Below are 12934 nucleotides of genomic sequence, written 5' to 3'. Positions count from 1 at the left end.
CACTGAATAGTGAAGGGTCAGTTCCAGTGGCAGCTCTGCAATGGGATTCCATTGACAACAAGGCGGTCGACACCGTCCGAGTGCTTGCGGCAGATGCCGTCGAGAAGGTGGGCAACGGCCACCCGGGCACCGCGATGAGCCTGGCCCCGGCGGCCTACCTTCTGTGGCAGAAGATCATGCGGAAGGACCCGAGCGACGACCAGTGGGTCGGCCAGGACCGGTTCATCCTCTCGGTCGGCCACTCTTCCCTGACCCAGTACATCCAGCTCTACCTCGGCGGCTGGGGCCTTGAGCTCTCCGACCTAGAGGCGCTGCGCACCTGGGGCTCGCTCACGCCGGGCCACCCCGAGTACCGCCACACCAAGGGCGTCGAGATCACGACCGGCCCGCTCGGCCAGGGCCTCGCCTCGGCCGTCGGCTTCGCCTACGCCCAGCGCTATGAGCGCGGCCTCTTCGACCCGGAGGCCCCGGCCGGCACGTCGCCGTTCGACCACTACGTGTACGTCATCGCCGGCGACGGCGACATCGAAGAGGGCGTCACGAGCGAGGCGGGCCAGCTCGCCGGCACGCAGCAGCTCGGCAACCTCGTCGTCATCTACGACAAGAACAACATCTCCATCGAGGACAACACCGACATCGCGCTGTCCGAGGACACCGCCAAGCGCTACGAGGCGTACGGCTGGGATGTCCGCGTGGTCGACTGGTTCAAGACCGGCGAGTACCACGAGGACGTGCAGGAGCTGTTCGACACGATCGAGGCGGCCAAGACCGTCACCGACAAGCCGTCGATCATCATCCTCAAGACCCTCATCGGCTACCCGTCGCCGACCAAGCAGGGCACGGGCAAGGTGCACGGCGCCAAGCTCGGCGCCGACGAGGTCGCGGGCGTCAAGAAGGCCCTCGGCTTCGACCCCGAGAAGAGCTTCGACGTCGACCCCGAGGTCCTCGCCCACACCCGCGGCGCGATCGAGCGCGGCAAGCAGCAGCGCGCCGAGTGGCAGAAGAGCTTCGACGCCTGGGCCGCTGCGAACCCCGAGCGCAAGGCGCTGTTCGACCGCCTCGAGGCCGGCGAGCTGCCCGAGGGCCTCGAGGCGGCGCTGCCGGTGTTCGAGGCCGGCAAGGAGGTCTCGACCCGCGCCGCGAGCGGCAAGGCGATCAACGCCCTCGCCGCGCAGCTGCCCGAGCTGTGGGGCGGCTCGGCCGACCTCGCCGAGTCGAACCTGACGACCATCGAGGGCGGCGGCTCGTTCCTGCCGAGCTCGATCACCACGCCTGAGTGGGGCCAGGGCAACCCCTACGGCCGCATCCTCCACTTCGGCATCCGCGAGCACGCGATGGGCGCCATCCTCAACGGCATCACCCTGCACGGCAAGACGCGCGCCTACGGCGGCACTTTCCTGCAGTTCGCCGACTACATGCGCCCCGCGGTTCGCCTCGCCGCCCTGATGGACATCCCGTCGATCTTCGTCTGGACGCACGACTCGATCGCCCTCGGCGAAGACGGCCCGACCCACCAGCCGGTCGAGCACCTCGCCGCGCTGCGTGCGATCCCGAACCTGTCGATCGTGCGCCCCGGTGACGCCAACGAGACGGCGTATGCCTGGCTCGAGACCGTCAAGCGCCATGGCGGCCCGGTCGGCCTCGCGCTGACCCGTCAGAACATCCCCGTGTTCGAGCGCGGCGACGGCGAGGCATCCGGCGACACCTTCGCCTCCGCCAAGTTCGTGGGCAAGGGCGCGTACGTGCTCGCCGAGGCGCCGAACGGAACGCCCGACATCATCCTCATCGCGACCGGCTCCGAGCTGCAGATCGCCGTCGAGGCGCGCGAGAAGCTGAAGGCCGACGGCATCAACGCCCGCGTCGTCTCGGTGCCGAGCCAGGAGTGGTTCGCCGAGCAGAGCGCGGAGTACAAGGAGTCCGTGCTTCCGGCGTCCGTCACCGCCCGCGTCGCCGTCGAGGCCGGCATCGCCCTGCCCTGGCACAGCTGGGTCGGCGACAAGGGCCGCATCGTGTCGATCGAACACTTCGGCGCCTCGGCCGACTACAAGACCCTGTTCGAGAAGTTCGGCATCACGACCGAGGCCGTGCTCGCGGCCGCCAAGGAGTCCTTGGCCGCCAACGGCAAGTGACCGTCTGAGAGCCCAGAGATCTCAAGGAAAGAAGAGAAGCAAATGACTACTCCTACCGCGAAGCTCGCCGCCGCGGGCGTCAGCATCTGGCTGGACGACCTGTCGCGCACCCGCATCACCTCCGGTGGGCTCCAGAAGCTCATCGACGAGAAGAACGTCACGGGCGTCACCACGAACCCGACGATCTTCGCCGCCGCGATCGGCAAGGGCGAGGGCTACACCGAGAAGCTCGCGTCGCTCGCCGCCGCCGGCAAGTCGGCCACCGAGGCGATCTTCGAGCTCACGACGGCCGACGTCGCCGACGCCTCCGACATCTTCAAGCCGATCTACGACGCGACGAACGGCGTCGACGGGCGCGTCTCGATCGAGGTCGAGCCGAACCTGGCCAACGACGCCGCCGGCACCATCGCCGAGGCCGAGCAGCTGTGGAAGAAGGTCGGCAAGGAGAACGCGCTGATCAAGATCCCCGCCACGAAGGCCGGCCTCGAGGCGATCGCGGCCGTCATCGGCAAGGGCATCAGCGTCAACGTCACCCTGATCTTCTCGCTCGAGCGCTACCGCGAGGTCATCAACGCCTACCTGACGGGGCTCGAGACCGCGAAGGCCGCCGGCATCGACATCTCGAAGATCCACTCCGTCGCCTCGTTCTTCGTCTCGCGCGTCGACACCGAGATCGACAAGCGCCTGACCGCCATCGGCACCGACGAGGCGCTCGCGCTCAAGAGCAAGTCGGGCGTCGCCAACGCGGTTCTCGCCTACCAGCTCTTCGAGCAGGAGTTCGCGACCGAGCGCGCCCAGGGCCTGCTCGCGGCCGGCGGCAACCTGCAGCGCCCGCTGTGGGCCTCGACGGGCGTCAAGGACCCGAGCCTGCCCGACACGCTCTACGTGACCGGCCTGGTCGCCCCCGGCGTCGTCAACACCATGCCCGAGAAGACGCTCGAGGCGACCTTCGACCACGCCGAGGTGACCGGCGACACGATCACCGGCGCCTACGACGAGGCCGCGAGCGTGCTCGACGCCGTCGCCAAGGTCGGCGTGAGCTACGAGGACGTCGTGCAGCTGCTCGAGACCGAGGGCGTCGACAAGTTCATCGCCTCGTGGAACGAGCTCGTCGAGTCCGTCCAGGGCGCGCTCGAGTCCTCGCTGGAGGCCGCCAAGTGACGGTCCAGATCCACGTCAGCGGCGCGGTGAAGGAGGCCGTCGAGGCCGCCCTCCCCGCGCTCGTGAAGGACCTCGTCGCGTCGGGCATCTTCGCCCAGGACCCCACCCTGTGGGGTCCTGACGCCGAGTCCGAGGCGAGCAAGCGCCTCGGCTGGATCGACGCCGTGAACATCTCGCGGCCGCTCATCGCCGACATCTACGCCCTGCGCGACAAGCTGCGCGCGGCCGGCGTGAATCACATCGTCCTGGGCGGCATGGGCGGCTCGTCGCTCGCCCCCGAGGTGATCACCAACACCGAGGGCGTCGAGCTTACGATCCTCGACACCACCGACCCCGGCCAGGTGCTCGCCGCGATCGGCGACCGGCTCGAGACGACGGCCGTCGTGGTCTCGTCGAAGTCGGGCTCCACGCTCGAGACCGACAGCCACAAGCGCATCTACGAGAAGGCGTTCCGCGACGCCGGAATCGAGCCGACCGAGCGCATCGTCATCGTGACCGACCCGGGTTCGCCGCTCGACCAGAGCGCCCGTGAAGCCGGCTTCACGGTCTTCAACGCCGACCCGAACGTGGGCGGCCGCTACTCGGCGCTCACCGCGTTCGGCCTCGTGCCCTCCGGCCTCGCCGGCGTCGACCTCGAAGAGCTGCTCGTCGAGGCCGAGGCCGTGCTGCGCGAGCTGGCCATCGACGACGAGAAGAACCCCGGCCTCATCCTCGGCGCCGCGATGGCGTCGAAGGGCAAGCTCGGCATCGTCACCGACGGCAGCCCGCTCGTCGGCTTCGGCGACTGGGCCGAGCAGCTCATCGCCGAGTCGACCGGCAAGCTCGGCACCGGCGTGCTGCCGGTGGTCCTCGGCACCGAGGCGCCCGAGCTGTCCGAGACGCTCGACGACCTGCAGATCGCCCGCCTCGTCGAGGACGCGACCGAGTTCCACCTGCTGCCCCAGGCGCGTCACGAGGGCGAGATCCTCGTCTCGGGCTCGCTCGGCTCGCAGTTCGTGCTGTGGGAGTTCGCCGTCGCCGTCGCGGGGCGCCTGCTCGGCATCAACCCCTTCGACCAGCCCGACGTCGAGGCCGCCAAGGCCGCCGCGCGTGCGCTGCTCGACGCCACCCCCGAAGAGACGGCCCCGGTGTTCACCGAGGCCGGCATCGAGGTGCGCGCGACCGAGGGGCTGCTGGGTGGGGCATCCGATCTCGACAGCGCCATCGGCGCCCTGCTCGCCCAGCTGCCCGAGGACGGCTACGTCGCGGTGCAGGCCTACGTCGACCGCATCGCCCTGCCCCAGCTCGCCGGCATCCGCGACCTGATCGCGGCGCGTGCCAAGCGCCCCGTCACCTTCGGGTGGGGCCCGCGCTTCCTGCACTCCACCGGCCAGTTCCACAAGGGCGGCCCTGCGGTCGGCGTGTTCCTGCAGATCACCTCGACGCACCCGCAGGACCTGCAGATCCCGGAGCGCCCGTTCACCTTCGGCCAGCTGATCAACGCACAGGCCGCCGGTGACGGCGCCGTGCTGGCGCAGCACGGCCGCCCGGTGCTCACCCTGAACCTGACCGACCCTGAGGCGAACATCGCGACCCTCTTCGGCGCGGTCAACGAGTAGTAAGCGAGCTCAATGTCCCCGGTGGAGATCACCAAGGATTTCAATCCTCTGCGCAGCCGTGACGATCAACGGCTGAACCGCATCGCGGGCCCGTCCGGGCTCATCATCTTCGGCGTGACGGGCGACCTGTCGCGCAAGAAGCTGATGCCGGCAGTCTACGACCTGGCCAACCGCGGCCTGCTGCCCCCCGGCTTCGCCCTCGTCGGCTTCGCTCGACGCGACTGGGTCGACCAGGACTTCGAGCAGGTCGTCTACGAGGCCGTCAAGCAGCACGCGCGCACCCCGTTCCACGACGAGGTGTGGCAGCAGCTGGCCCAGGGCATCCGCTTCGTCCCCGGCGAGTTCGATGACGACGAGGCCTTCCAGCGCCTCGCCGACACGATCCACGCCCTCGACGAGGAGCGCGGCACCAACGGCAACCACGCCTTCTACCTGTCCATCCCCCCGAAGGCCTTCCCGCTCGTCACCGAGCAGCTGAAGAAGTCGGGGCTCGCGGACTCGAAGGAGGGCCAGTGGCGCCGCGTCGTCATCGAGAAGCCCTTCGGAAGCGACCTCAAGACGGCGCGTGAGCTGAACTCGGTCGTCGAGTCGGTCTTCCCGCCCGACTCGGTGTTCCGCATCGACCACTACCTCGGCAAGGAGACGGTCCAGAACATCCTGGCGCTGCGCTTCGCGAACGAGCTGTACGAGCCGATCTGGAACGCCAACTACGTCGACCACGTGCAGATCACGATGGCCGAAGACATCGGCGTGGCCGGCCGTGCCGGCTACTACGACGGCATCGGCGCTGCCCGCGACGTCATCCAGAACCACCTGCTGCAGCTGCTCGCGCTCACCGCCATGGAAGAGCCGATCAGCTTCGACGCGAAGGACCTGCGCGCCGAGAAGGAGAAGGTGCTCGCCGCCGTCCGCCTGCCCGAGGACCTGTCCACGGCGACCGCGCGCGGCCAGTACGCGGGCGGCTGGCAGGGTGGCGAGAAGGTGCTCGGATTCCTCGAGGAAGAGGGCATGAACCCTCAGTCCGCGACCGAGACCTTCGCCGCCATCAAGCTCGAGATCGGTACCCGCCGCTGGGCAGGAGTGCCGTTCTACCTGCGCACCGGCAAGCGCCTGGGCCGCCGCGTCACCGAGATCGCGGTCGTGTTCAAGCGCGCCCCGCAGCAGCTGTTCGACGGCTCGCAGACCGAGGCGCTCGGCCAGAACGCCCTCGTGATCCGCGTGCAGCCCGACGAGGGCGTCACGATCCGCTTCGGCTCCAAGGTGCCGGGTGCGGGCATGCAGGTGCGCGACGTCACGATGGACTTCGGCTACGGCCACTCGTTCACTGAGGCGAGCCCTGAGGCCTACGAGCGGCTCATCCTCGACGTGCTGCTCGGCGACCCGCCGCTGTTCCCGCGCCACGAGGAGGTCGAGCTCTCCTGGAAGATCCTCGACCCGATCGAGGAGTTCTGGGCGAAGCAGGGCCAGCCCGAGCAGTACAAGCCGGGCTCGTGGGGCCCCAAGTCCGCAGACGACATGATGGCCCGCGACGGCCGAGTTTGGAGGCGTCCGTGATCGTCGACCTGTCAGACACCACTACCAACGGCGTCGCGAAGACCCTGGTGAAGATCCGCGACGAGGGTGGCGTCGTCACCCTCGGCCGCGTGCTCACCCTGGTCATCTCGACCGCGATGGGCGAAGAGGAAGAGGCCATCGAGGCCGCGAACGACGCCTCGCGCGAGCATCCGATGCGCGTCATCGTCATCGCGAAGGCCGACGACGAGGACCCGGCGCTCGCGTCGGTGGGCCACCGCCTCGACGCGCAGATCCGCGTGGGCGCCGACGCCGGCGCCTCCGAGGTCATCATCCTGCGCGCCTACGGCGACGTCGCGGACGACGAGGAGGGCCTCGTCACGGCCCTGCTGCTGCCCGACGCCCCCGTCGTCGCCTGGTGGCCGCGCAAGGCGCCGATCAAGGTCTCCGATTCGCCCCTCGGGCGCATCGCGACCCGGCGCATCACGGATGCCTCGACGCAGCCCGACCCGGCCGCGGCGATCCGCCACAACTCGGTCACGTACGCGCCCGGCGACACCGACTTCGCCTGGACGCGCCTCACGCTGTGGCGTGCGCAGCTCGCGGCGGCGCTCGACCAGGCGCCGTACGAGCCGGTCACCCAGGTGCACGTGACGGGTGCAGAGGACTCCCCCTCGACGTACCTGCTCGCGGCCTGGCTGCGCATGGCGCTCGACGCGCCGGTGAACAAGGACATCACCACCCGCGCGAACGGCTCGAGCGGCATCCACGGCGTGCGCCTCACGCGCGCCTCGGGTGACATCGAGCTCGAGCGCGACGTTCCCGGCATCGCGACCCTGAAGCAGCCGGGGCAGCCCACGCACGACCTGGCGCTCCCCCGCCGGAACCTGCGCGACTGCCTCGCCGAGGAGCTGCGTCGGCTCGACCCCGACGAGCTGTACGGCCAGGTCATCACCAAGGGCATCGCTCTGCTCGGTCACTAGTCGGCGCCACCACCGCAGTAGTCTGAGGAGACTATGACGAACGAACGGCGGGTGCTTGTCCACCCGAATAAGCAAGCACTCGCCGCTTCGGTCGCGGCCCGGTTCCTCACCAAGGTGGTCGACGTCATCGCCGACTTCGGCGACGCCCACGTCGTGCTCACAGGGGGCACCATCGGCATCGGCTCGCTGGCCGCCGTCAACGAGTCACCGTCGCGCGACAGCGTGGACTGGTCGAAGGTGCACTTCTGGTGGGGCGACGAGCGCTTCGTGCCGAAGGGCGACGCCGACCGCAACGAGCTGCAGGCGCGCGAGGCCCTTCTCGACCACATCGCGGTTCCTGCCGAGAACATCCACCCCTTCGCGGCGAGCGACGAGGTGGCCTCGCTGGAAGAGGGCGTCGCGGCGTACACCGCCGAGCTCGCCCGCTTCTCCCCCGACGGCGGCCAGTGGCCGCGGTTCGACATCACCTTCCTCGGCGTCGGCCCTGACGGGCACATCGCATCGCTGTTCCCGAACCTGGCGGGCATCCGCGTCACCGACGCCCCCGTCATCTCGGTGCGCAACTCGCCGAAGCCGCCGCCTGAGCGGCTGTCGCTCACCCGCCCCGTGATCAACTCGTCCGAGCGCGTGTGGCTCGTGCTCGCCGGCGCCGACAAGGCATCCGCCCTCGGCCTCGCCCTCGCGGGCGCGTCGTACCTCGAAGTGCCGGCCGCCGGTGCCAAGGGCCGCAAGCGCACCGTCTTCTTCGTCGACGAGGATGCCGCGGCCGAGGTTCCCGAGGACCTGATCGCCGAGAGCTACTAGAGCATCGAGAAAGGGGCTCCCCGCATGGGGAGCCCCTTTCTCATGGGTGCGTGCCTAGCTGGCGACGGTGCCGCGGCGCGCGCGCAGCTTGTCGAGCGCCTCCTGCAGAAGGGCCTCGGCCTCTTCCTCGGTGCGGCGCTCCTTCACGTAGGCGAGGTGCGTCTTGTACGGCTCGTTCTTCGCGACCGCCGGCGGGTTCGCCTTGTCGCGACCCGCCGGAAGACCCGACGTCGGGCAGTCGATGGTCTCGGGGATCTCTTCTTCGGGCAGGTTCGCCGCGAAGTAGCGGACGGTCTCGTTTCCGAGAGCGTCCCAGTACGAGACCGCGATGCGATCGGCGTGATGGCCGTGGTCCTGCTCGCCCATCGGGCCCGCGCCGACGCGGGAACCCCGGATGGCGCTGCCTCCGGAAACCATTGCTCCTCCTAGATGTTTCGGGTGTGCGTGTGCGATGCCGTCGCGAGCTGTGCGGTGCTCACGACGTGAAGCGGGTGATGAGACCGAGCACCACGATGCAGATGACCCAGACGAGGCCGAGGATCACGGTGATGCGGTTCAGGTTCCGCTCCGCGACGCCCGAGGCGCCGAGGTTCGAGGTCATGCCGCCGCCGAACATGTCGGAGAGGCCGCCGCCGCGCCCCTTGTGCAGCAGGATCAGGAGGGTCAGCAGCAGGCTGGTGATGCCGAGGAGCACCTGCAGGACGACCTGGAGGATTTGCACGATATGGGCCTTTCTTCAGCGTCGGCACCGGCGGTAAGCGTCCGCGGCACCGTCTGCCAGTATAAACGAGCGTCGATTGCCGACGGTCAGGTCGGGTCGGCCGATCACGGTCGCGACCGCTGCCCGGCCGGCCCGCCGATCAGTAGGTCGCGTGCTTCTTGTAGCGCACGATTGCGGCGAACTCGTCGACGTCGAGGCTCGCACCGCCGACGAGCACGCCGTCGACGTCGGGGCACTTCATGAAGCCGACGATGTTGTCGGACTTCACCGAGCCGCCGTAGAGGATGCGCGTGGTCGCCGCCGTCTCGTCGCCCACGACCTGGCGCACCACATCGCGCAGCACGGATGCCACGTTCTGCGCCTGCTCGGCCGTGGCCGCGGCCCCCGCACCGATCGCCCACACAGGCTCGTACGCGACGACGAACTCGTCACCGGGCTTGAAGTCGATGAGCGCGCCGCGCAGCTGGTTCGCGGGAACGGCGCTCGGCTCGTGGCGCTCGAGGTCCTTCGCGGTCTCGCCGACGCAGATGAGCGGCACGAGGCCGGTCTCTTTCGCGGCCTTCGCCTTGGCGGCGATGGTCTCGTCGGACTCCACGTGCCGGTAGCGGCGCTCGGAGTGGCCGACGATCACATAGTCGCAGTCGAGCTTCTTGAGGAAGCCCGCCGAGATCTCGCCGGTGTAGGCGCCGGCGGCGTGCGTCGAGACGTCCTGCCCGCCGTACTTCAGCTGCAGCTTGTCGGCCTGCACGAGCGTCTGCACACTGCGCAGGTCGGTGAACGGCGGGAAGACCGCCACCTCGACGTCGTCGTAGTCGTGCTGGGCATCCTTGAGGGTCCACGCGAGCTTCTGCACGAACGCGATCGCCTGCAGGTGGTCGAAGTTCATCTTCCAGTTCCCCGCGATCAGCGGGGTGCGGCGGGTCTCGGCCACGGGCGCGTCGCTCACTCGGCGGCCTCCCAGCCGAGCGCCTCGAGCCCGGGCAGCTTCTTGCCCTCGAGGAACTCGAGGCTGGCGCCGCCGCCGGTGGAGATGTGCCCGAACTGCTCGTCCTGGAAGCCGAGCGCGCGCACGGCGGCTGCGGAGTCGCCGCCGCCGACGACCGAGAGGCCGTCGACCTCGGTCAGCGCCTGGGCGACGGCCTTGGTGCCCGCCGCGAACGGCGCGAGCTCGAACACGCCCATGGGGCCGTTCCAGAACACGGTCTTGGCGGAGGCGATCTTCTCGGCGAACGCCGCGGCGGTCTCGGGGCCGATGTCGAGCCCGAGACCGGCCGAGCCCCAGGGGGTGCCCTCGATGTCGTCGACCGGGCGCACCTCGTGCGCGGCGTCGGCGCCGAACTTCTCGGCGACGACGACGTCGGTCGGAAGCACGATCTCGACGCCGAGCTCCTCGGCCTTCGCGAGGTAGCCCTTCACGGTGTCGATCTGGTCGGCCTCGAGCAGGCTCGAGCCGACCTTGTGGCCCTGGGCCGCGAGGAAGGTGAACAGCATGCCGCCGCCGATGGCGAGCGAGTTCACGCGCGGCAGCAGATGGCCGATGACGCCGAGTTTGTCGCTGACCTTCGAGCCGCCGAGCACGACCGTGTAGGGGCGCTCGGGGTTCTCGGTGAGGCGGTCGAGCACGTCGAGCTCGGCCTGGATGAGCAGGCCCGCGGCGCTCGGCAGCGCCTCAGCGAGCTCGTAGACGGATGCCTGCTTGCGGTGCACCACGCCGAAGCCGTCGGAGACGAACGCGTCGCCGAACGCGGCGAGCCGGCCGGCGAACGCGGTGCGCGCGCTCTCGTCCTTCGAGGTCTCTTCGGGGTTGAAGCGCAGGTTCTCGAGCACGACCACCCCGCCGTCTTCCAGCGCCCCGACCTTGGCCTCGGCATCAGGGCCGACCGTGTCGGTCGCGAACTCGACGGATGCGCCGAGCAGCTCGCCGAGTCGGGCGGCGACGGGCGCGAGCGAGTACTTCGGGTCGGGTGCGCCGTCGGGGCGCCCGAGGTGGCTGATCACCACGACTCGGGCGCCCTGCGACAGCAGCGCGTTGAGGGTGGGCAGGGACGCGCGCACGCGGCCGTCATCGGTGATGACGCCGTCCTTCAGCGGAACGTTCAGGTCGCAGCGAACCACGACCTTCTTGCCTGCGAGCGAGCCCAGTGATTCCAGGGTGCGAAGCGCCACTGCGTGTCCTCTTGTCTCTCGTCGGTGCGGCCTCGAGCGGCTTAGAGGCGCTCGGCCACGTAGTCGGCCAGGTCGACGAGGCGGCGCGAGTAGCCCCACTCGTTGTCGTACCAGGACGACAGCTTCACCTGGTCGCCGATGACGCGGACGAGACCGGCGTCGAAGATCGACGAGTGCGGGTTGCCGACGATGTCGCGCGAGACGATCGGGTCCTCGGTGTACTCGAGGATGCCCTTGAGCGGGCCCTCTGCTGCCTCCTTGTAGGCGGCCTTGATCTCGTCGACGGTCACCGGCGTCTTGGTGGTGACGGTGAGGTCGGTGATCGAGCCGGTGGGGGTCGGCACGCGCAGCGCGAAGCCGTCGAGCTTGCCCTGCAGCTCGGGCAGCACCAGGCCGATGGCCTTCGCCGCACCCGTCGAGGTGGGGATGATCGAGAGGCCGGCGGCGCGGGCGCGGCGCAGGTCCTTGTGCGGGCCGTCCTGCAGGTTCTGGTCGGCGGTGTAGGCGTGCACCGTCGTCATGAGGCCGCGCTCGATGCCGAACTTGTCGTTGAACACCTTGGCCAGCGGCGCGAGGCAGTTGGTCGTGCAGGAGGCGTTCGAGATGATGTGCTGCGTCGCCGGGTCGTACGAGTCCTCGTTCACGCCGATGACGAAGGTGCCGTCCTCGTTGGTGGCAGGGGCCGAGATGATGACCTTCTTGGCGCCGGCGTCGAGGTGCGCCTTTGCCTTCTCGCCGTTGGTGAAGAATCCGGTCGACTCGATGACGATCTCGACGCCGAGCTCGCCCCACGGCAGGTTGGCGGGGTCGCGGTCGGCGAGGACCTTGATGCGCTTGCCGTCGACGACGATGTCGTCGCCGTCGACCGCCACGGTCTCCTTCAGCGTGCCCAGGATCGAGTCGTACTTGAGCAGGTGCGCGAGCGTCTTGGCGTCGGTGAGGTCGTTGACGGCGACGATCTCGAGGTCGGTGCCCTTCTCGAGCGCTGCGCGGAAGAAGTTGCGACCGATACGGCCGAAGCCGTTGATTCCGATCTTTACGGACACGGGGATCTCCAGGTGGTGTCGATGCCGGCGCTGCCGGCTGGTGAGGGTGGTGAGGTGCAGAACCGGCGCCCGGCATTGTGTGCCGGGCGCCGGACATCAGCTACGGAAGCAGCAGACCGGAGGTGGTGGTGCGCGCCTTCTCGAAACGGGCGTTGACGTCGGCCCAGTTCGCGATGTTCCAGAACGCCTTGACGTAGTCGGCCTTGACGTTGACGTAGTCGAGGTAGAACGCGTGCTCCCACATGTCGAGGAGCAGCAGCGGAACGGTCGCGGCGGCCAGGTTGCCCTGGTGGTCGTAGAGCTGCTCGATGATGAGCTTCTGCCCGAGCGAGTCCCACGCGAGGATCGACCAGCCGGAGCCCTGGATGCCGAGGGCCGAGGCGGTGAAGTGCGCCCGGAACTTGTCGAACGAGCCGAAGAACTCGTCGATCGCCGCGCCGAGCTCGCCCTCGGGCTTGTCGCCCCCGTCCGGCGAGAGGTTGTTCCAGAAGACCGTGTGGTTCACGTGGCCGGCCAGGTTGAAGGCCAGGTCCTTCTGAAGCTTGTTGACGTAGGTGAGGTCGCCCGCGTCGCGCGCCTCGGCGAGCTTGGCGAGAGCGGTGTTCGCACCGTCGACGTAGGTCTTGTGGTGCTTGTCGTGGTGAAGCTCCATGATCCGGCCCGAGATGTTCGGCTCGAGTGCCGAGTAGTCATAGGGCAGGTCGGCGAGCGTGTAGTCAGCCATTCACTCTTCTCCTCGTATCTTCTGCAGACGTTCTCAACTCTAGTAACGCGAGAGCGTGCGGATAAGGCTCGAAGGACCGCATGCCCGCTT

At 69.0% G+C, this 12934-nt stretch carries 12 protein-coding genes; 6 read left to right on the top strand and 6 right to left on the bottom strand.

Annotated elements, in window-relative coordinates:
- Positions 1 to 26: 26 nt before the first annotated feature.
- The 6 genes from tkt to pgl are packed head-to-tail and all read left to right on the top strand — an operon-like array spanning position 27 to position 8187.
- Positions 27 to 2129, top strand: a complete 2103-nt coding sequence (gene tkt / locus ABD716_RS14220) for a transketolase (RefSeq protein ID WP_344777974.1) — start codon at positions 27 to 29, stop codon at positions 2127 to 2129.
- A 42-nt stretch (positions 2130 to 2171) separates the two neighbouring features.
- Positions 2172 to 3290, top strand: coding sequence for a transaldolase (gene tal / locus ABD716_RS14215; protein WP_344777972.1), 1119 nt, complete (start codon positions 2172 to 2174; stop codon positions 3288 to 3290).
- Positions 3287 to 4888, top strand: coding sequence for a glucose-6-phosphate isomerase (locus tag ABD716_RS14210; protein WP_344777970.1), 1602 nt, complete (start codon positions 3287 to 3289; stop codon positions 4886 to 4888). The genes tal and ABD716_RS14210 overlap by 4 nt, the downstream gene beginning before the upstream one ends.
- A 12-nt stretch (positions 4889 to 4900) precedes the next feature.
- Positions 4901 to 6442, top strand: coding sequence for a glucose-6-phosphate dehydrogenase (zwf, locus tag ABD716_RS14205; protein ID WP_344777968.1), 1542 nt, complete (start codon positions 4901 to 4903; stop codon positions 6440 to 6442).
- Positions 6439 to 7383 (top strand): glucose-6-phosphate dehydrogenase assembly protein OpcA, encoded by a 945-nt coding sequence (locus ABD716_RS14200; RefSeq protein WP_344777966.1) that lies wholly within the window; start codon positions 6439 to 6441, stop codon positions 7381 to 7383. The genes zwf and ABD716_RS14200 overlap by 4 nt, the downstream gene beginning before the upstream one ends.
- 33 nt (positions 7384 to 7416) lie before the next feature.
- Positions 7417 to 8187, top strand: coding sequence for a 6-phosphogluconolactonase (gene pgl / locus ABD716_RS14195; RefSeq protein ID WP_344777964.1), 771 nt, complete (start codon positions 7417 to 7419; stop codon positions 8185 to 8187).
- A 54-nt stretch (positions 8188 to 8241) separates the two neighbouring features.
- On the opposite strand, the gene ABD716_RS14190 is transcribed toward pgl, so the two are convergent.
- From ABD716_RS14190 to ABD716_RS14165, 6 genes are all read right to left on the bottom strand, one after another.
- Positions 8242 to 8604 (bottom strand): RNA polymerase-binding protein RbpA, encoded by a 363-nt coding sequence (locus tag ABD716_RS14190; RefSeq protein ID WP_344777962.1) that lies wholly within the window; start codon positions 8602 to 8604, stop codon positions 8242 to 8244.
- A gap of 58 nt (positions 8605 to 8662) precedes the next feature.
- Complete coding sequence (gene secG / locus ABD716_RS14185) at positions 8663 to 8908, bottom strand: preprotein translocase subunit SecG (protein ID WP_344752739.1); 246 nt, start codon at positions 8906 to 8908, stop codon at positions 8663 to 8665.
- Between the two features lie 139 nt (positions 8909 to 9047).
- Entirely contained in the window at positions 9048 to 9854 is an 807-nt protein-coding gene (gene tpiA, locus ABD716_RS14180; RefSeq protein WP_344777960.1) for a triose-phosphate isomerase, read from the bottom strand.
- Entirely contained in the window at positions 9851 to 11074 is a 1224-nt protein-coding gene (locus ABD716_RS14175; protein ID WP_344777958.1) for a phosphoglycerate kinase, read from the bottom strand. The genes tpiA and ABD716_RS14175 overlap by 4 nt, the downstream gene beginning before the upstream one ends.
- Positions 11075 to 11115: 41 nt before the next feature.
- Positions 11116 to 12120, bottom strand: coding sequence for a type I glyceraldehyde-3-phosphate dehydrogenase (gene gap / locus ABD716_RS14170; protein ID WP_344777956.1), 1005 nt, complete (start codon positions 12118 to 12120; stop codon positions 11116 to 11118).
- A 100-nt stretch (positions 12121 to 12220) separates the two neighbouring features.
- Positions 12221 to 12844 (bottom strand): superoxide dismutase, encoded by a 624-nt coding sequence (locus tag ABD716_RS14165; RefSeq protein ID WP_344777954.1) that lies wholly within the window; start codon positions 12842 to 12844, stop codon positions 12221 to 12223.
- Between the last annotated feature and the right edge of the window lie 90 nt (positions 12845 to 12934).

The sequence above is a fragment of the Gryllotalpicola kribbensis genome (assembly GCF_039538245.1).
Lineage (GTDB): Bacteria > Actinomycetota > Actinomycetes > Actinomycetales > Microbacteriaceae > Gryllotalpicola > Gryllotalpicola kribbensis.
Note: the sequence above shows the minus strand (reverse complement) of the source record. Positions and strands in the feature narration are given on the sequence as shown.